Source organism: Desulfosporosinus lacus DSM 15449 (assembly GCF_900129935.1).
Lineage (GTDB): Bacteria > Bacillota > Desulfitobacteriia > Desulfitobacteriales > Desulfitobacteriaceae > Desulfosporosinus > Desulfosporosinus lacus.
The window spans coordinates 21,209-40,636 of sequence record NZ_FQXJ01000032.1; the positions used below are offsets into that span (position 1 = coordinate 21,209).

Genomic DNA, 19,428 nt, shown 5'->3' on the forward strand with positions numbered 1-19,428 from the left:
AAATAGAATGGAGGGAAATGTATGGAACTCGTCACTACCGTTGTAAGTAAAGCAGGCGCTAAAAAGTCCACCGTGAAGTGGAAGTTTAAAATGACCCCCATGAGATGGGTGTTTACGGGCATAGCGGCTGCAGCTATAGCAGTAATCCTAGTGCGTTTTGTCTTAGGCTTGGGAGCGACAACCAACCTTAACGACCAGTGGCCATGGGGACTCTGGATTTCATTTGACGTATTGTTGGGGGTAGCTCTGGCAGGAGGCGGATATGGAACAGCCCTTATAGTATACGTACTTCGCCGTGATAAGTTTTATCCCATCGCAAGAAGTGCAATGTTGACATCATTATTAGGTTATATTGTTGTTGTACTCGGTTTATTGATTGAAGTAGGACAATGGTTCAACTTCTGGAGACCTTATGTATCATGGGGACATGCCAGTGTATTATTTGAAGTTTTTTGGTGCATTTCCTGTTATACAGTGATTCAGATCTTGGAATTCTGCGAAGTAGGAACCGAGAAAGTATTTAAAGGGGCTCACAAATACCTGAAGAAAGCAATGCCTGTAATGCTGATAATCGGTATTACTCTGCCAACCTTGCACCAATCATCTCTGGGTCAACTGTTTTATCTAATGGTAGGTAAAGTGAACCCACTCTGGTGGACAGCATTTCTGCCGGTGTTCTTCCTGTTATCCTCATTCTTCGTCGGGGCAGGTATGATTGTTATCGAAAGCTCTCTAGCCGGGAAGGCACTCAATCATAAAGTAGAAATCCCTGTTTTAAGAGGGTTGGTCAAAATATCTGCCGGAGCTATGATCTTGTATCTGATGTTAAAGATCACGGATATGGTGGTAAGAGGGACCTTTGCCAATGCTTTTGCCTTTGATTTGCCTAGTATTATGTTCCTGAGCGAACTGACTTTTGGGGTAATAATCCCCATAATCATAGCATTCAGTTCCTTGTCCAGCACCCGTAAAGGCCTGATTTGGTTTGGAATACTTACCGTCAGCGGAGTTATTATGAACAGGTTTGATGTACTGTTCACAGGAATGGGAAAATATCTGAACCAATACGGCGGGTCTTATGTCCCTGCCGTGTCCGAGTTTATAGTCAGCTTAGGACTAGTGTCAATAGCTTGTTTAGCCTACCTATTCTTAGCCGAAAACTTCAATATCTTGGGCAATCATGAGTCAGAACATGCCGATGATATTGAGATTAAAGATGGTAAATACGCTTCCACCGCAAAATAAGCATTTAGCTTAAGTTATCCACTTAATCCCTCTGATTAATTTCAGAGGGATTGAGTGGATATATTAATTAATGACTTGCCCAAATTTATACGATATAAGATATACTAGATCTAGATAGAATGTTTACTAAACGTACGAGGTTAGATAAGCTTCTGCTTGAAAGAGCTTTTGAAAGAGTCAACTCAACTTATGCCAGGTCAAATTAAATATCTGTGCTATAGTTTTAGTTATAAATAAAATTGAATAACCCTTCAGAAGAGGTGTCTTTAGTGATATATAATTGTCAGATTGTTTATAATCAAAATAATTGTCTCAATGCAAAAAGGGCCTCTGATAATCTTTGCCGGTTATGTATCGACTCCTGTCCCCATCAAGCCATTTCCATCTATCGTGAACTTGATGCTAAGCGCTGCACAGAGTGCGGGATTTGCACCGCGGTGTGTCCCAGCGATGGATTTGTGTATCGCGAGATGGATAAGCTCTATGAGTATCTCAAAAATTCAGAGAAGAATGTTTTAAACTGCCCACAAGCAATTCCGGCAGGTCATGAAATCCCTTGTCTGGGGATTTTTGACCGGGATTTATGGCTGGCCCTAATGTTATATGCCCGGGAGAAGGAATTAACTATATTCACCGGAGTGTGTACAGATTGTCCGGATAAAAAAGCATGCGGAATAAGTGTGCAGATTTTTATAGAATTACACAACGCATGGGAAGATCATCCGCCGGTATTGATAAAGGTTGCAGCTGACGATGGAGACAGCGAATCAACGGTGTCAGTTCAAGCCCAGAACGAGAGTAGGGGCTGGCGGGACATCGGACGTGAGAAATTTGAAGAAATCCGAGGGGGGAATACTTTCCTTGAGCCCTATCTTATTCCAAAGACTAGGCAGTTTTTAGAGGAAACCTGGAAATCCTTAAAATCCGAAATTGAGGTACTCCCTTTACCCGCATTAAAGGTGAGCGAACGATGTACAAATTGTGGTGAATGTCCAGAGATTTGCCCGCAGGGAGCACTAACCAAAACGGACACCAAGGAACAGTTAACCTTGATTTATGAACCACTGAAATGCGTCCACTGTCAAAGATGTGTCAGTATATGCCGTTCAAAAGCAATAAGTATGGAAGTTAAATCCTTATCCTATCGTTTGCTAACTGGCAAAGTTCTTTTGTATCAAGGAAAGCGACGGTTTTGCACTTCATGTAACAAGCAAGTGTTTGACGACTTAGAGCCACCCTTGTGTATGGCTTGTGCAACGAGTAACCCGTATGGAAGTTTTATGATTACACAACATTCAAGAAGCCAGGTGTAGAAAATCGACAGTTATCGAATTGTGGTAAAAAATGTAGGGGCTAAACGATGGATATTAAAAAAACGGCAAAGATAGGAGGAATACATGGCCTGGAGCAAAATGAAGCAAATTCTGGAGAGCTTTCTTTGTCCTGCATTATATGGAAGGGTTGAATACTGTGCAACCAGCTACCGTTATTTACCTGATAAAGCAGGCTTTTGTTATATTACGGTAAATAAAAAGAATGTCTTCAATATGAGTGATGTCACTACCTTGATCAGATGGTATCAAACGGAGCAGGAAATAAAGAATGAGCCGAATCTTATAATTCCAATCGACAAAGAAGAAATTGAAGCGGTCAGAAAAGATACCAACGGGACAGTCCCTGAGGATCGCCTAGTTGTAATTGCGAGAAAACGAAAAATATCGGAATATGCGAAGACGATATTGTCAGCGCAGTCGGCATTATGTAAATCAAATTTTTATGTTTTAGCAAATAAGTTTTTGGCTGCTTCTATAGAAGAAAATATAGAAAGCGATGATATATTATTGAATATATTGGCTTTGGTGGATAGAAGGGTCGGGAAAAAGCGACTTTTAAGCATGACTGAGAATATGAAGTTGAAGCATCCGATTGTACAGTATTTTTATGAGCTGCGGCTTAGTACGCTGTGATATTAGGATTATATGCAAGGAGGTAAAACCTTGGAAAATTTACGAGCCCCCGAACTTTTTATTGATAAGGATGGACTATGGTATGCCGATGGTGTACTCATGATCAATAAAGAAATTATTAAGTTATTTGCTGCCAATCTGAAAAAAGATAGTCATGATAAATATCATATAGATTGGCAGAATCAATTGTACCCTGTGAGGGTGGAGGATGTTCCTTTTTTCGTTCAATCAGTAACCGAGCAGGTTGGTCAGCTTACGATACAGCTTAATGATGGCCGAAAATTCCCCCTGCCTCCTGGCAATATTGTCATGAAAAACAATATCCCCTATATCTCTCTGTTCTGGCAGCGTGATACGAAACTATCTCGCCCTTCCTATTCTGAGTTATGTAAAAACCTGATCGAGCGGAATGGTCAGTATTTTATCAAACACGGCGATAATGAATGGCTCGTTGAAGACGAATAATCTTATCGGGGATGAAAGTGGATGTCTCGAAATTGATTAAAACAAGCGAACGTACAGAGGTAGTCTGTGGGTTCGCTTGTTTTGAGTTGCAGCTCCAAAGCACATGATTCTCCCGTTCGATCGTAAGCCCTTAATATTCCGGAAGGTCAACATAAAGCTCAGCAGAAGGCTGAAATCTTCCTCATCTAAGGGCATAAGATATTAGGTATGATGAGTGCCTAACCTAGTATCGGAGGTGCATGTTATGGAGTGGGCATTGGCCATTCCTCGTCTTCAAACATCGACAAGATTAAAAGACCTTTGGTTTGGGCCTAAAGGAAGCCTTTTGAATGATTTAAAAAAGGACTTTGAAGACCGATTCGGCTTTATAAGATTTACCCGCCTTTATTATGGGCAAGAGTTTTGCGAAAAAGCAATTTCAGGAAAAGAAGATATGAAGAAAGCCTTATACCTCTCAGAAGAGGAAGGGATGAATTTCACTTGTGTTACCCCGTATGTAACTGAGAAGGGATTGACTAAAGTAAAAGTGCTATTGTCCCAACTCGCCAAAGAAAGACCTGAGTCTGAGGTTGTTATAAATGATTGGGGAGTGCTCGATTGGATAATTGATGAACAACTAACATTCACTCCTATTTTAGGGAGGCTCTTGAACAAGGTGTTAAGGGATCCCCGTATACCGAAGAACCTTATGAATTCGTCTAATTCAGAGAAAACCCACTATTTTCAAACCAGTTGCCTAGCAGGGCTTGGAATGAAGAACTTACTCGATCAGTATAGTGTAAAGCGCATTGAATTAGATCATCCACCCCAAGGATTAGATCCAGAGCTTTTAGATTGGGGCTATCAAACATCCCTTTATCTTCCTTTTGGAGTTGTGACAACAGGTCGACTTTGCCTCATTCAGTCCTGGGGGGTGGAAGTAAAGGATAAATTCAGGTCATCAAGCAGGTGTGATCAAAAGTGCCTGCCCTATTGGCTGGAGATGACCGATCTAAGTGGACGGGTTAGAAAAAATGCAGATTGGGAGTTAATGCAAAAGGGAAATACCATCTTCTATCGTCTGAGTAGGGAGTCCGTAGCAAAGGCCATAGACAGTGCAGATAGTACCGGGGTGAATCGGATTGTTTTTCAGCCTGAACCGTTGTGAATTCACATGCTGTATAGAATGACAAGAGGAGGTGGTAGAGTGAAAATCTTAGCACCTGTAAGCTCGATCCACGAGGTAGAAGTGCTTACCTCGAAGGGCGCTGACGAGCTCTATTGCGGCGTAAGTCTTGAGGCCTGGGAAAATAAGCATGGTCAAGATGTTTGGCTTAGCCGACGTGGGCCGGGAAAAGCGAACATTCGCAATCTAGATACTTTGAGTGAACTTGTAGATAAGGCTCATCATAATGGAGCAAAGGTATTTCTAACTCTAAATCAGCCGGGGTATGTCAAGGAACTCGCAACAGAAATCCTCTCCTTTGTACAAGAAGTAAGGAGGAATTGTGTTGTTGATGGGTTTATAGTGGCTGATCCCGGGCTTATCCGCACCCTAAAGGAAAAAGAACAGGATACTGTCATTCATGTGAGCAGCCTGGCTGCCGTTTTAAACAGTTCCTCAGTCAATTTCTTTAGAAAGCTTGGAGTGGAACGGATCATATTTCCTCGTTACTTGGATGTGAATACCTTAAGAAAGATCATTGCGGTTGGTGGAACGGATATGGAGTACGAAGTATTTATTCTGAATGATGGCTGTGTCTTTGAGGAAGGGTATTGCAATGTAAGCCATGCCTACGGCGGAGCCTTTTGTCACAACCCAGCCTGGGCCTATAAGCTTATTTCGATTGATGGAGAGGAAGTTGGCGGAAATATAAGGAAGGCTAGGAATTTTAAAGGGGTAGAGGAGTCCTTTTGCCAGAGCGTAGATGAGTACAAAAGGTGGTTATGGGTTGGTATTAAGAACTTTGGTGGTCTTTCAGGATCAAACGGATATCCATTAGGTATGTGCGGTCTATGTACTCTGCCTGAATATGAAGAATTAGGCATAACATCCCTTAAAATTGTAGGAAGAGAGGCTCCTTTTCGTAAAAAGGTCAAGAGCGTAGAGCTTGTCAAACGTATTCTTGATTATGTAAAAGAAGGGCATCCTCCGGAAGAAGTTCGTGAATATGCAAAGAATATTAAGGGAGTAAGAGGGCTCTGTGAGACAGGTTATATGTGTTACGATCGTTAGTTCTTGCATCAAATAGGCACTCTCTGATGAGAGTGCCTATTGTTCTACTGTAAGGTTACGAATGTATACGATGTTGTAAATTGTTAATTCTTTTGGCTCATTGACTCTTTGAGGGCTAGGGCCTGGGGCAACTGTACTTGCAGCTTCTCGTTGTCGGTAGGGTAATTCTAACAGCGCATATCAGAAAAACTAATAATAATCAGTTGGGTGGGGATAATTATAAGAATACACTTAAGTATCCAATACAAAAACAAATAGAGAGGGTGGCAAAGAACATGGAAAGTCGTGAGCAATGGGGAACGAGGGCTGGTTTTATTTTAGCAGCCGTTGGTTCAGCTGTTGGACTAGGAAACATTTGGCGTTTTCCGTATGTGGCATATGATAATGGCGGAGGCGCATTTTTCATTCCGTATTTATTTGCACTTTTAACCGCTGGCATTCCACTTCTTATTATGGAATTTACAATGGGTCATAAATATCGTGGTTCTGCACCCTTATCTTACGCCCGCATGAATAAGAAGACAGAGTGGATTGGTTGGTGGCAAGTATCCATAGCCTTCGTAATTTCTACGTACTATTCCGTTATTATCGCTTGGGCAATGGCTTATACGTATTTTGCAGTGGGGTTGCAATGGGGAGAAGATACAGGTGGATTTTTAATGGGGGAATACTTACAGCGCGTTGATATTGTTAATAAGGCCGCGGTCGGTTCTGTTGGCTCAATTGTTCAGGGAGTATTTATCCCGTTAATACTTGTATGGATAATTACTTTAGGAGTATTGTTTAAAGGTGTTAAAAAAGGAATCGAAAGAGCAAACCGTATTTTTATTCCTACGTTACTTGTTATGTTTTTAATGATTGTGATTCGAGCACTTACGTTAGAAGGTGCTACTCTTGGTCTAGAAGCGTTGTTTAAACCGAATTGGAGCAAAATTGCCTCTCCAGGGGTTTGGGTCGCAGCTTATGGGCAAATTTTCTTCAGTTTATCGATTGCATTTGCAATTATGATAACCTATTCTAGTTATTTACCTAGAAAATCTGATATTAACAACAATGCATTCATTACAGCTTTTAGCAATTCAGGTGTTGAGCTTTTGGCAGGTTTTGGTGTCTTTTCAACCTTAGGATTTATGGCTACCCAAGCAAATGTTCCTATTGAAGAGGTAGCAACGGCAGGTATTGGCTTAGCGTTTGTTGTATTTCCAGAGATATTAAACTCTTTTCCGGGTTTAAATGGGCTTTTTGGTGTTTTATTCTTTGGCTCGTTAGTTTTTGCAGGGCTATCGTCATTGATTTCGATTGTTGAGACGTTCATTGCTGGGGTACAAGATAAATTCAAATTGTCACGTACAAAGGCGGTTATAATAGGTGGCGGCCTTTCAGCACTAATTTCGATTTTATTTGCAACTCAAGGAGGGTTATTCTTCTTAGATGCAGTCGATTACTTTATTAACACATTTGGTGTTGCATTAGCAGGACTTGTTTCTGTTGTTACTGTTGCTTGGGTCGTTAAGAACTTAAAGCCATTCCAAGATCATGCTAACGCAATTTCGGACTTGCGTACAGGTTTATGGTGGAGAATCTGCTTAAGTATAGTGACCCCAGCAGTATTAGGTTATATGTTCGTACTAAATCTTATCGACAACCTAAAAAACAATTACGAAGGTTATCCGACTACATTTCTTATTTATTCAGGTTGGGGAGTTGCAATTGCTACGATCATTGTTGGCTTTATCTTGGCTTCTTTGAAGTGGGGAGCAAAAGATTTAGATATAGCCGCGTACTCTGAAGATAAAGGAGTGGATAAATAATGAGCGGCAGTGCAATTGTGATGATGTTAATCGGTATAATTGTCATTTGGGGTGGACTTGCAGCAAGCATTTGGAATGCTGTAAAAGTATCTAAACAAAAATAGACAGTAACCTTTACGCACAGTTATCCTCTATTACTGGATCATATAAACAGAGAAGCCCAATTTTATCTAAGAGCACTTATGAAGATTCAAAAAAGAGTAGACTTTAATTTAGTAGGAGAGGCAGTCGAGCAAGAAGCCTTTTGGAATCGAATAATGGGCGAACATGCCAAATTTGTACGTGGATTTCTTGATCCTACTGAAGAACTGTTATTTGATAAAGCACACCGTTTCGGAAAAGAGTTTGACCGACTCACGATTGAGGCTATTTACTTTTTTTATTGTCTATTTTGACATAAATAATGTTTAGAATTCTGTCTTTTGCAGAGACTAAATTTAATTTAGATGTAAAGGAGATTAAAGCATGGCAACCTTAGGTAAAGGCAACAATACAAATTACTTACCACAAGGAAATACTCCTAAACCAGGAATAATAACACCAAAGTCTAAGGTAATAGCGGAAAAGACGGATGTCCCTACTAATGGAAATACAGATCCTAGTCATAATTAATTCTTCAAGAATTCACAGGGCAGCTTTGGCTGCCCTGATTTATTTACCACTTAAAATGGCCTCTCGCTAGGTTTTTTAATCAGCTAATTTTTTGAAAACGCCGAAAACGGGAAGCTTGGAGAATTCAAGATCTCCCGCTATAAGTAGAATTAACGTATAGACAAAGGACTATAAAAATGATAAAATATATTTGGATTATTCAGAAAATTCAAAAGGCAATACAGCCTTGTTAATTCATGAAAAAAGGGGAGGGTACTATATGATTGAATCCAAAAAAACAGGATTATTCCTCCGCCATGAACGCCAATTTGAAGTAGGAGATCGCGTGGAGACGTTTAATCACTGCGTTGGAACAGTTGTACGAGTTGATCGCGATAAAATTGGAATCTTTATTGTAGTGCGGTTAGATATCTTACCTCGTGAATTTGCATACGAGCCCTGTGATCTGAAAATAATCGAATAAATATCTTAGGTTTGTATTCAAATTAGAAAAACAGCCTCTTCGCAATGGAAGGGGCTGCCTGCATGTGTATAATGCAAATAGAAGTAAAATCTTAATCACGAGCTTCATCTTTTTTTTCTGCTATGAAATAGTCAATACTCTCTTTGCGGCGGTCATTTTTTGCTTCAATAGCTTGCTTCTCATCAGCTTTAATCTCATCTGCATGTTCATCCAGGTAATCCTCAGCAGCATGTAATTTAGATAAAGTGTGGTTGATATGCTCTTGCAGGTGCACCTCATTATCCGCCCGATTATCAGGTTTGGCCAATATAATCCCTCCTATCTAATTATGACTGCCTTTTTATGATTACCTAATCTGCAAGATACTATGCGAGAAGTCATCAATAAATAATAGCACCAGACGTCTTTGCATAGAATGCTGGTGCTATCAGGATGACACTTGTATTTGAGCGCGATTTTTGCTCTTTCGGATTAAAATCTTCTTTGTGAAGAAAGGCTACCATAGTTTGCATATAATTATTCACCTATGCTTGGTTTAAAGAGTTTGAACATTCGTTACAAATACTCCAGCAGGACTCCTCAGTAATTGAAATATCATCTAGCTCATTGGTATACGTGTAATTACAACACACCATCTCAGTCTTTTTTTCTTCCCCACAAACATCGCAGTATGAATACGCAAGTATTAAATTCTTGAGCAACATTATAATCCACTCCTCTCAATGAATAAAAACCTTGTGTTAGTTACAGCATATGACAAAAATTAAGTTTTAGGTATCCAGAAGAAAGAAAAATCAGAATATTTGAATAAGTACTTGCGAATGTGTTTTGGTGTATTGTTATTGGTGAGGATATGGTTATATTAGTGAGTAATAAATTAAATATAAGCAGTTAGGGGGGGCGGAATGGCGATAATTAAAATAAATGGAATAAATTTGAATATAGATATACAAGGCGAGGGATATCCTTTAATTCTTATACACGGACTTGGTTGCGATAATACTCAATGGAAAGGGGAAGTCCAACGACTATCTAAATCCTATAAGACAGTTGCATTAGATTGTCGAGGACATGGTAAATCTGATAAACCAGACAGTTACACTTTGAATGATCATATCCAGGATGTGTTATCACTATTAGACAGGCTCGAAATTACGATGACAAATCTTTATGGAGTTTCTATGGGAAGTTATATTGCACAAGGTGTGGCAATTAAACAACCCCATAGAATAAACAAACTAATTTTGACAGTTCCGAAATCAAATGGTTTGACATCTTCAACACGGAGGTTTATTCAGGAGCATGCAAAGGAATTAGAGGGACTAAGTAAACAAGAAAAAAGAACTTTTTTCCATAAACATATCGCATATGATTCGGATATATTTTCAAAGAATCCAGAACTTCTTAAAAGTTCGTTAACGCCTCAACAAACTGCAATAGCAAATAGAGCTTTAGAAGGATTCGATTATCTGAGTGAACTCCATAAGATAACGGCAGAAACTCTTGTTATCAGTGGTAAATATGATGAGCTAAATCCTCCTTCTGAAGGAAAGCTATGTGCTTCTCTAATACCAAATGCGACCTTTATTGAAATGCTATACTCAGGTCACGTACCTATGGCAGAGGAACCTGAAACTTATAACAGAATAATTGATAAATTCCTAAGCAAATAGGTGAAGCTGATCCATAGTGCTAAGGGATAGCTTCACCTTGATTTATACATAATGAATGATCATCTCTCAGAGTCAGGATAGCTCCTGATTCTTTTGTCTGGGAAGGAAATTTTCCATAGGACACTTTAACGAAAATGTTTCGTTTCCGAACTTCAACAGCGGCTCTATCTGTTTTATTCTTCGTCAAACAACGCGAGAAAGCTTTTACCAGTATTGAACCATTCCGTTTCCTTGTCAATGGATTTGCCACTTCGTTTAATGTATCGGCTAAAAGGATCTAACTCACTTTTCCTATTGATGAAACGTTCGATAAATGAATATGGATAAATAACAAAGTTGGTATTGTTGACAGTGAGTAATCCTTCAAAGTAAAACTCTGTAGATACATAACCTTGTTTGCTAAGTAACTCGACTTTAGCAAAAATACTGTTTTGTGCAACTCCTTTTTCAAATGCCGAAAGATCATAAATAGGATAATAACAATAGTCGTCATCAAGAAGCTTGAATTCCCGATAGTCAAGCTTCTTAAAATCTTTGATACCGTTGACAAGGTCAAAATTATAATTCTTTTCTACTGGACTTTCCGATGACTCAACTGTATCTTGAATCGAAATATGGACCATAAGGTTTTTAAACGGAATAGGAAAACCAATATAAATTTCCGAATTAACGATTTTTAATTGTGATGACACTGATGCTAAAGTGATTATATTTGACCCTGCTGTTAAGATGTCTGCATCTAATAGTTCGTTAACAGTTGGTAGTCGCCCAACTTTGCTGGTGCTTGTCAGAAGACCGAAAATCTTTATTATAAAGTACAGGACAAATATATCAGCGAGAATGACACAAAAAAGCAAGATGCTCCGCTCGACGGACGAAAACGACTGTTTCAAAAGATAACCCACGATAGTTGTCCATATAAGCCCACAAAATGTCAACGTGATTTGAGCGAAACTTATTATTCTGCGTAAAAACGTATTTTTTTCATTGATTATTTGTTCGTATAAAAGAAACGTTCGAAAGACTTCCTGACCAATAGCACCTTTCTCGAGAAAAAGATTTTTCTTATATGGCAACGTGAAAATGCTCCATAGGATTTCCCGACTTCGTTGTACATTATGTTGACTGTTCATGGATATAAAGATGGAGATAAGTCCGACTAAAGACAGCATACCCGAAGTAATCGCCAGTAACATCCCGATTGTTTCCCCAGACAAATATCATGCCTCCATTTCTGAATAAGTGCAACCCTAGTGTCCCAGATATTTCTCACAATATCCAAGAATTATTAAATTTTAGAATTGTACTGCCTTGAGGAATTAACGGTATAAATTGGATAAATCTAGCGGCTTATTCTATGAGCAAAGTTATTAAAATAGGAGATTGACCGAAGAACTATTGGTTTAGGAATGGGATCTGGAATAACGTCATGAGGACAAAAGTAGTGGCAATTGATATTAGCCATGCCCATAAAGGACTTTTATAGTGAATGACAAGCAGTGTAAACATGAAAGCATTAAAGATCACCGAGTATGTAAATCGCCAACCGTTGAAATAAGCAAAATGATTTATCTTTAGTGCCCAATATTCGATGCCGGAAAAAATAAAGACCCAAATAATTATATAACCGGTTTTTTTAAGGGTTCCTTTCTGAGGGAAATGGGGTAGAAATAACAGAAGAAAACAAGGAAACATAAGCAAGGACATCATAATCTCAGCTAACTGGCGCGGCAATATGGGTGTGGTAAAAAGCCATAAGGGTTTAGCTAGTGTTAGATGGAGGTAAAGGAAATTCCCTAATGCCCAAAAGAGAAATGTTGGGTAATATGCCTGCCAATTTTTAAAATTGCCCCATTTTATTGTAATTGCCAAAACTAAAATAGTTAAAATTAGATCCATGTTTATCTTTCCAATCTCTTGTTTGTATCAAGCAGTATATAGTATCGTTATTAATTCCAAATGTTATGTGCAGACGCTGTTTGATTAGTTTTCGTAAAAAAATTGCTGTTGCTCGACAAAAAAACAAATCTCAGCCAACGCATTTTTGCTTTAGAGGTGCAGTTGTAAAATGGTATGAGGGTGGCAGGATGAGGGGAAAATATGTTATATATTAAGAGGATTCTGGAAGTTATTTTTGAATGATGTTTCTTGACATCCTTTTGTTAAAGAGATACTGAGAAAGTCTATCAAATTAGGAATGAGGAACTAAGATTAATAATCAAAGTGTGATCATAAAATTACTTGTATATTATATTCCCATAATATCCGCCGTTTATATTATAACCGGGATAAAACTGCTTAGGCAAAAGAGAGGAAATCACGTTAACTATTTTTCACTTCTTATGTTTGCGACTGCAATTTATTTCTTTGGATATTTATTAGAAATCACTTCAGTATCTTTTGACACTTTATTGATGGTTCGTATTTTTCAGTTTTTAGGTATGATTCTAATCCTCACCATTGGAATCTATTATGTTGCAGATTTAACAAAATTCAAAATATCGAAAAAAATAGTAGCTATTTTATTAGCTTTCTTCGCAATTATAGGGCTTGTTTTTATAACAAATCCATTTTATTCACTGGCTTATTATCTTCTGATGGGATATGTTGCAGTGTTCTTAGTGTTTTCAAACATTTTGCTACTAAAAACATATAAAATCACTAAGGAAAAGAACAAAAAAAATAGTACTTTCTACGTACTTACCTCATTTCAGATTCCATGGCTTGCAATATTATTCTATTTATTAGGATTTAATAGATATATTGACCTAGTGCCAGTGACTATAATATTAGTATGCCTGTTATTAGTTGTTAATGAAATCAAAAATAATATGTTCGAGTTGCAAATAAATAGATGGAAGAGCACATTTGATAATATTGGTGAACCAGCTTTTTTAGTTAATGAATTAAATGAAGTTGTATGTTCAAATGTCAACGCGAATAGTTTTTTAAGTGAGCAGAAAAAAAGTTTTAAGGACATTTATAAGAATTTGAATCATAACGACCTAAATAACAGACAAGTTTCATTCATTATTAATAATGAGATCAAATGGTTTGACACTAAGAAAAACAAATTTGACATCAAAAACAAACTTACAAGTTATTTGCTGATAGACGTAACTGAAAAAAGGTTGGCACATGAAGAACTTAGATTAAGCGAAGAAAAATACCGGCTCCTTGTTACGCAAATGCAACAAGGGCTTGCAGTTCATGAAGTTATATTAGATGAAGCGGGAAAAGCAATAGATTATCGTTTTATTGACGCAAATGAAAGTTTTGAGCGGCTAACTGGACTAAAAAATGAAGATATTCTAGGTAAGACTGTACTTGAAATAATGCCAGGTACGGAAAGTTACTGGATAGAAAAATATGGTCATGTAGCATTGACCGGTGAGCCGCTCCAATATGAGAACTATGCAAAAGAACTAGGCAAGTATTACGAGATAGTTGCCTATTCTCCACGACATAAAGAGTTCGCAGTTGTTATATCTGATATTACAGAACGCAAACGATTGGAAATAGCTCTTTCAAGTGAGAAAAATCTTATTGAAACAACTCTTATATCTGTCGGAGACGGAGTAATTTCTGTTGATAATAAGGGTAATATCGTGCTTTTGAATAGAGTTGCTGAATTCCTGACTGGTTGGACACAAGAAGCTGCAAGGGGAAAACCGATTGATGAAGTATTTAATATCGTAAATGAGTTGACACGAGAAAAGAGTGAAAACAAAGTCAAAAAAGTCCTTGAAAGCGGTGAGATACTTGAATTAGCCAACCATATCATATTAATTTCAAAAGATGGTATTGAGCGACCTATTGAAGAAAATGTCGCACCAATTATGCAAGAAAACGGCGAAATTATTGGGGTGGTATTAGTAATTAGAGATTTCTCTGAGAAAAAGCAAAGGCAAGAAGAAATTGAGTATCTAAGCTATCACGATCAGCTAACGGGTTTATATAACCGTAGATTTTACGAAGAGGAACTAAAGAGACTGGATACAGAAAGAAACCTTCCTCTGACCATTGTTATGGGTGATTTAAACGGTTTAAAGCTTGTTAATGATTCTTTCGGACATGTCATGGGCGATGAGCTCCTTAAAAAAGTAGCAAAAGTGTTAAAGAAGGGATGCCGATCTGATGATATAGTTGCCAGACTGGGAGGGGATGAATTTATTATTTTATTACCTAAGACAGATTCTTCTGAAACAGAAAAAATCATTAAACGTATCAATGATCTGTCATTAAAAGAAAAAGTAGGCGCCATAGATATTTCCATTTCATTTGGTTATGAAACTAAAAGAAATGAGAAAGAAAAGATTCAAGAAATATTCAAAAAAGTTGAAGATCATATGTATAAGTCAAAACTCTTTGAGAGTCCAAGTATGAGAGGGAAAACAATTAAAGCTATAATTAATACACTTCATGAAAAAAACAAAAGGGAAGAACAGCACTCTCACAGAGTTTCAACTCTCTGCAAAATGATGGGAGAAGCACTTGGCCTGCCGGACTATGAAATTGAAGAACTTAAGTCAGTTGGGTTGCTGCATGATATAGGGAAAATAGCTATAGATGAAAATATACTCAATAAGCCAGGTGAACTTACAGACGAAGAATGGAAAGAAATGAAGCGTCACCCAGAAATAGGCTATAGAATACTTAATACAGTTAATGATATGTCTGACATTGCTAACTACGTATTGTATCACCATGAAAGATGGGATGGGAAAGGATATCCAAAAGGCTTAATAGGGGAAGAGATACCCTTTGTGTCAAGGATTATAGCTATAGCGGATGCCTATGATGCAATGACCAGTGAGAGGAATTATCGAAATGCGTTGCCGGAGGAAGTTGTAATCGCAGAGTTAAAAAAGAATGCAGGTGCTCAATTTGACCCGGAATTAGTAACATTATTTATCGAAAAGGTGTCAGGGAAAGTCAGTAGAGTATAAATGCTACTATAGGTTAGAAATTATTTATTTACCGTCTCAGAGCATGTGGAATGTCTTGATTGAAGGTCTACTTTGGGAAAGATGTTTTTGCAGATAGGGTTCAATTACTTCGAATTTTTTGTAATCTATCCAAGACGATTTCTGACTCAGTGATAATATCTGTGATTAAGTCTTTGATAGATTTGATGTCATAAACTAAACCTACGCACTGTCCCATAGAAATTGTGCCCCCGTCCAAATCCCCTTCTATATAGCAACGGCGTCGCACTCCACTGCCAATAACTTTAAGGATCTCTTCCATAGTGGCTCCTCTGGCCTCCATTTCCAAAACTTTTTCTGCTGTAACATTTTTCATTACTCTAGCAGTATTTTGAATTGACCGTTCGATTATTACTGTATCTGTTTCTTCTGCTTGTATCATCCATTCTTTAAATTTCGGATGAGCCAAGCAGTCTGTAGTAGCCAGGAAACGGGTACCCATGACAACTCCTTCCGCCCCTAAAGCTAAGGCAGCTATTAAACCACGGGCATCGGCAAACCCTCCTCCGGAAATTACCGGAATTGATAAGGTGTCTGCTGCTTTTGGCGTCAATATCAATGAAGTAACATCATCCATGCCTGGGTGGCCTCCGCATTCATACCCTACGATGATCACTGCATCCGCGCCAATGCTTTCCGCTTTTTTTGCAAAACGTATTGAGGGCACCTTATGAATTAATTTAACACCAGCCTTTTTTAGCTCAGGTACAAAACTTTCCGGACTCCGACCGGAAGTCTCGACAACAAGCACATTCTCCTCGATCACAGCTTCAAAATATTGAATTGCTTTATCCTTCTGACCTACCCCCGGCAGGATGGTGATATTGACACCGAATGGCTTATCCGTTAATTCTCGAGTTCTGCGTATTTCCTCAATCAGTTCTTTTTTGCTGGGAAATGTTGCGGCAGAAATAAGGCCTAATCCTCCCGCATTTGACACCGATGCCACAAATTCGGCTCGTGACAGCCACTGCATCCCACCCTGAATTATCGGATGTTCAATGTGTAAGAGTTCAGTAATCTTAGTTTTCATGTTCTTCTCCTCTCAAATATCGCCACCTAAGGGAGGCATTTCTCGGACGTTTATTCGAATCCGGTGCATCCATGGCATAAATAGATTGAATTAAAAATTAATTCTCACATTATACAATACCATTAATTAGCTATTTTGTAAGCAACAGTTATCTAATAACATTTTTTTTGTAACAGATTGATTGAACCTCCATCTGCCGGTTGAGGGAACCTACCTCACCGGCATTTTTAATACTCGATTACAATTGAGTAAGGTGTTTTGAAAGCGGAAAATGTCGTAAATCATCTAAAGAAAATGATAAATAGAATTAAAAGGCGAAATTATGAGATAAAAGAGGAAAAACCAGATAATGCGTAGAATCATAGATTATAAAAATTATTCAACGTTTTCAGGTATATAACAAAACGTATTTTAAAAAATAATTGGGGGAATCAAAATGGTTCGATATCAAGAGAAAAATGTAGGCTACGACTTAGATTTAAGTGCTGTAACGCTCAAAGATGTTATTGACATTGATTTTTTGCAGCAATTTCAAGATGATTTTGCTAAAGGAGTAGGCTTGGCTAGTGTATCGGTTGATCCTGATGGGACCCCTATTACTAAGCCTAGTAGTTACACTCGATTTTGTATGGACTATACACATTCTACAGAATGTGGTGACAAACGCTGCGCGGAATCACACCGCAAAGGCGGTGAAGAAGCTGCACGAACAGGGAAACCAGTAGTCTATGAATGTCACGCAGGTTTGATTGACTTTGCAGCACCGATTATGCTTGAAGGCCGACTCATTGGTACTATATTGGGGGGACAAGTATTAACTGATGCTCCGAACGATGAGAAGTATCGTAAAATTGCGAACGAAATTGGTGTAGATGAGGAAGGATATATCGAAGCAGTACAAGAAATTCGAACATTATCTCGCGAAAGTATAGAAGCCGCGGCTAATGTGCTATTTACAGTTGCAAATCATATGTCGCATATTGCATATCAACAGATGAAGCTTAAATCAGTAACTAATATGCTTACCGATGGCTTGGGGCAAATATCGGCAACTATGGAGCAACTGGCTGCATCAGCAACTACCGTAAGTGAAAATCAAGTAAATCTCAATACTGAAATTAAAAATGTAAATATTGTAACTGGGAAAATTGATGCAGTTATGGATTTCATAAAAGATATCGCGGATGAAACGCGGTTATTAGGTTTAAATGCGGCGATTGAAGCAGCTAGAGCTGGTGAAGCTGGACTAGGATTTGGAGTTGTTGCTCAAGAAATCAGGAAACTTTCAGCTGATTCGAAGGAAACAGTGGGTAAAATTAAAGATTTAACAACCAGTATAAAAGAATCCGTAGATAAAACGGTAACTATGGGCAATGAAACAACAACAACAATAGAGCAACAGACTGCTGCTATAGAGCAAGTGACAGTTAGTGTTATGGAGATTTCAAATCTTACTGAGCAACTAAATAATCTAGCAAATAATCTATAAGTTGAAAGTTGTTGAAGGGAGGGGAAATTTTTGAGTATTCAATTAGTTATATTTGAATTAGACAACAAAGAATATGGAATTGACGTTAAAGCTGTTAACGGGATTCTAAGAGCAAGGAAGTTTAAAATATCGACATTGCCGGGAACTGATAAGTCGATAGAAGGTATGATAAATTTGCGTGGAAACGTGAATTATATATTTAACTTAAGAAATAAGTTTGAGTTAATTGAAAAGGAAATCTCTGATGAGAGCAAATTCATCATGTTAAACGCCAGCGACTCTACTATCGGTTGCATTGTAGATGAGGTAACAGATATTGTTAAGTTAAATGATGAGCAGGTGCAGTCGACGCCGAATTTCATTTGTGCTGGTGATAATAACTACATTAAAGGTATTGGAAAATTTGACGATCGAATGATTATTATTTTGGATCCGGAGAAAATATTTTCCTCAGAATTTGCTACTCTTCAAAACGCTTTTATTAAGCAAGAAAATTGAAACTAACGACACCTGAATTTAAAGTCATGCATGATTTACACATTGCGTAAATTTTAGTAATTGAGGGCATGAGTGACTGCAACCGACTAGAGGTTACAGTCACTCATTATTTATACGTATATTATTTGATAAATTATGATGCAAAAAATAAAACTTCGCAGGACGACATTGGATAGAAATAACAGTTTACAACATGTACTAAAAATGTTAATCTAACTGAGCGCCGAAGAAAAGACGCAGATTAACTAGAAAAATGCAGCAATATGTTATTGACAACTTAATTTAAAAATGCTAATATTTAAATCCGGCCAGGCTAAAAAACAGGTCGTTGGTCGCCTCCGAATTTTGGAGATTGTCTCTTAGATGGCCCGTTGGTCAAGCGGTCTAAGACACCGCCCTTTCACGGCGGTTACACGGGTTCGAATCCCGTACGGGTCACCAAATAATAGAGTTCACATCGAAGCTGGCCCCGTGGTGTAGTGGTTAACATGCCTGCCTGTCACGCAGGAGATCGTCGGTTCAAGTCCGATCGGGGTCGCCATTAATTTAAGCGTTCCAATAATAATGGGTAGGTGGCCGAGTGGTTAAAGGCGACAGACTGTAAATCTGTTCCGCGAGGTACGATGGTTCGAATCCATCCCTGCCCACCATTATCGAAGGTTCGAAGATCGTGATTCGAAATACGAAGATGATTCGCTGAGAACTCTAGATCTTAGAAATAATACACTATGTTGATATTAGGTACGAGGATTACAAAAGTTCGGTTAACGAACATAGTGCGTTGAACACTAAATACGTCGCGGGGTGGAGCAGCGGTAGCTCGTCGGGCTCATAACCCGAAGGTCGTCGGTTCAAATCCGGCCCCCGCAACCAAGGTGTTAGGTCCTGGAGCAAATGCTCAGGCTTAATATATAGTTGGGGTGTCGCCAAGCGGTAAGGCACCAGACTTTGACTCTGGCATTCGTAGGT

The 19,428-nt window shown here is 38.4% G+C and carries 19 protein-coding genes and 4 tRNA genes; 19 read left to right on the plus strand and 4 right to left on the minus strand.

Going from position 1 to position 19,428, the window contains the following annotated elements; genetic code table 11:
* Positions 1–21 precede the first annotated feature (21 nt).
* The 11 genes from nrfD (at position 22) to BUB11_RS24665 (ending at position 8,778) form a co-directional block, all read left to right on the plus strand.
* Positions 22–1,245, plus strand: coding sequence for an NrfD/PsrC family molybdoenzyme membrane anchor subunit (gene nrfD / locus BUB11_RS24620; protein WP_073033088.1), 1,224 nt, complete (start codon positions 22–24; stop codon positions 1,243–1,245).
* A 269-nt stretch (positions 1,246–1,514) separates the two neighbouring features.
* A complete protein-coding gene (locus tag BUB11_RS24625) occupies positions 1,515–2,558 on the plus strand; it encodes a 4Fe-4S dicluster domain-containing protein (RefSeq protein ID WP_073033090.1) in 1,044 nt (347 codons plus the stop codon).
* A gap of 84 nt (positions 2,559–2,642) precedes the next feature.
* Complete coding sequence (locus BUB11_RS24630) at positions 2,643–3,212, plus strand: SF0329 family protein (protein WP_073033092.1); 570 nt, start codon at positions 2,643–2,645, stop codon at positions 3,210–3,212.
* Between the two features lie 30 nt (positions 3,213–3,242).
* Positions 3,243–3,677, plus strand: coding sequence for a DUF1285 domain-containing protein (locus BUB11_RS24635; protein ID WP_073033093.1), 435 nt, complete (start codon positions 3,243–3,245; stop codon positions 3,675–3,677).
* Positions 3,678–3,921: 244 nt separating this feature from the next.
* Complete coding sequence (locus tag BUB11_RS24640; RefSeq protein ID WP_073033094.1) at positions 3,922–4,824, plus strand: hypothetical protein; 903 nt, start codon at positions 3,922–3,924, stop codon at positions 4,822–4,824.
* 39 nt (positions 4,825–4,863) lie between these two features.
* Positions 4,864–5,892, plus strand: coding sequence for a peptidase U32 family protein (locus tag BUB11_RS24645; protein WP_073033095.1), 1,029 nt, complete (start codon positions 4,864–4,866; stop codon positions 5,890–5,892).
* 275 nt (positions 5,893–6,167) lie between these two features.
* Positions 6,168–7,703 carry a sodium-dependent transporter gene (locus BUB11_RS24650; RefSeq protein WP_073033112.1) on the plus strand — a complete coding sequence of 512 codons (1,536 nt, stop codon included), beginning with the start codon at positions 6,168–6,170 and terminating at the stop codon, positions 7,701–7,703.
* Positions 7,703–7,807, plus strand: a complete 105-nt coding sequence (locus BUB11_RS24655) for a methionine/alanine import family NSS transporter small subunit (protein WP_073033096.1) — start codon at positions 7,703–7,705, stop codon at positions 7,805–7,807. Before BUB11_RS24650 ends, BUB11_RS24655 begins: the two co-directional genes overlap by 1 nt.
* A gap of 78 nt (positions 7,808–7,885) precedes the next feature.
* Positions 7,886–8,098: a DUF2935 domain-containing protein gene (locus tag BUB11_RS24660; protein ID WP_073033097.1), complete on the plus strand. Its 213-nt coding sequence runs from the start codon at positions 7,886–7,888 to the stop codon at positions 8,096–8,098.
* Positions 8,099–8,168: 70 nt separating this feature from the next.
* Positions 8,169–8,315 carry a hypothetical protein gene (locus BUB11_RS27930; protein ID WP_200797988.1) on the plus strand — a complete coding sequence of 49 codons (147 nt, stop codon included), beginning with the start codon at positions 8,169–8,171 and terminating at the stop codon, positions 8,313–8,315.
* 259 nt (positions 8,316–8,574) lie between these two features.
* Entirely contained in the window at positions 8,575–8,778 is a 204-nt protein-coding gene (locus BUB11_RS24665) for a hypothetical protein (RefSeq protein ID WP_073033098.1), read from the plus strand.
* 91 nt (positions 8,779–8,869) lie between these two features.
* Here the strand turns inward: BUB11_RS24665 and tlp are convergent, their stop codons facing one another.
* Positions 8,870–9,085, minus strand: a complete 216-nt coding sequence (gene tlp, locus BUB11_RS24670) for a small acid-soluble spore protein Tlp (protein ID WP_073033099.1) — start codon at positions 9,083–9,085, stop codon at positions 8,870–8,872.
* A gap of 598 nt (positions 9,086–9,683) precedes the next feature.
* Here tlp and BUB11_RS24675 point away from each other — a divergent pair.
* Complete coding sequence (locus tag BUB11_RS24675; RefSeq protein WP_073033100.1) at positions 9,684–10,451, plus strand: alpha/beta fold hydrolase; 768 nt, start codon at positions 9,684–9,686, stop codon at positions 10,449–10,451.
* Positions 10,452–10,624: 173 nt separating this feature from the next.
* Here BUB11_RS24675 and BUB11_RS24680 read toward each other — a convergent pair whose 3' ends face one another.
* Positions 10,625–11,668 carry a hypothetical protein gene (locus BUB11_RS24680; RefSeq protein ID WP_200797989.1) on the minus strand — a complete coding sequence of 348 codons (1,044 nt, stop codon included), beginning with the start codon at positions 11,666–11,668 and terminating at the stop codon, positions 10,625–10,627.
* A 178-nt stretch (positions 11,669–11,846) separates the two neighbouring features.
* On the minus strand, positions 11,847–12,350 hold the full coding sequence (locus tag BUB11_RS28895) for a CBO0543 family protein (RefSeq protein ID WP_073033102.1): 504 nt from the start codon (positions 12,348–12,350) through the stop codon (positions 11,847–11,849).
* Between the two features lie 326 nt (positions 12,351–12,676).
* Here BUB11_RS28895 and BUB11_RS24695 point away from each other — a divergent pair, with 326 nt between their 5' ends.
* A complete protein-coding gene (locus tag BUB11_RS24695; protein ID WP_084110545.1) occupies positions 12,677–15,400 on the plus strand; it encodes an HD domain-containing phosphohydrolase in 2,724 nt (907 codons plus the stop codon).
* Between the two features lie 100 nt (positions 15,401–15,500).
* On the opposite strand, the gene BUB11_RS24700 is transcribed toward BUB11_RS24695, so the two are convergent.
* Positions 15,501–16,472 (minus strand): NAD(P)H-dependent flavin oxidoreductase, encoded by a 972-nt coding sequence (locus BUB11_RS24700; RefSeq protein ID WP_073033103.1) that lies wholly within the window; start codon positions 16,470–16,472, stop codon positions 15,501–15,503.
* Between the two features lie 436 nt (positions 16,473–16,908).
* On the opposite strand from BUB11_RS24700, the gene BUB11_RS24705 reads away from it, so the two are divergent.
* The 6 genes from BUB11_RS24705 to BUB11_RS24730 all read left to right on the plus strand — a co-directional run bounded on the left by BUB11_RS24705 (position 16,909) and on the right by BUB11_RS24730 (position 19,332).
* Entirely contained in the window at positions 16,909–17,961 is a 1,053-nt protein-coding gene (locus BUB11_RS24705; protein ID WP_073033106.1) for a PocR ligand-binding domain-containing protein, read from the plus strand.
* Between the two features lie 30 nt (positions 17,962–17,991).
* Positions 17,992–18,459 (plus strand): chemotaxis protein CheW, encoded by a 468-nt coding sequence (locus BUB11_RS24710; RefSeq protein WP_073033108.1) that lies wholly within the window; start codon positions 17,992–17,994, stop codon positions 18,457–18,459.
* A 365-nt stretch (positions 18,460–18,824) separates the two neighbouring features.
* A tRNA-Glu gene (locus BUB11_RS24715) sits at positions 18,825–18,900 on the plus strand.
* A gap of 24 nt (positions 18,901–18,924) precedes the next feature.
* Positions 18,925–19,000 (plus strand) — tRNA-Asp (locus BUB11_RS24720).
* Between the two features lie 25 nt (positions 19,001–19,025).
* Positions 19,026–19,109 (plus strand) — tRNA-Tyr (locus BUB11_RS24725).
* Between the two features lie 148 nt (positions 19,110–19,257).
* Positions 19,258–19,332 (plus strand) — tRNA-Met (locus BUB11_RS24730).
* Positions 19,333–19,428 lie beyond the last annotated feature (96 nt).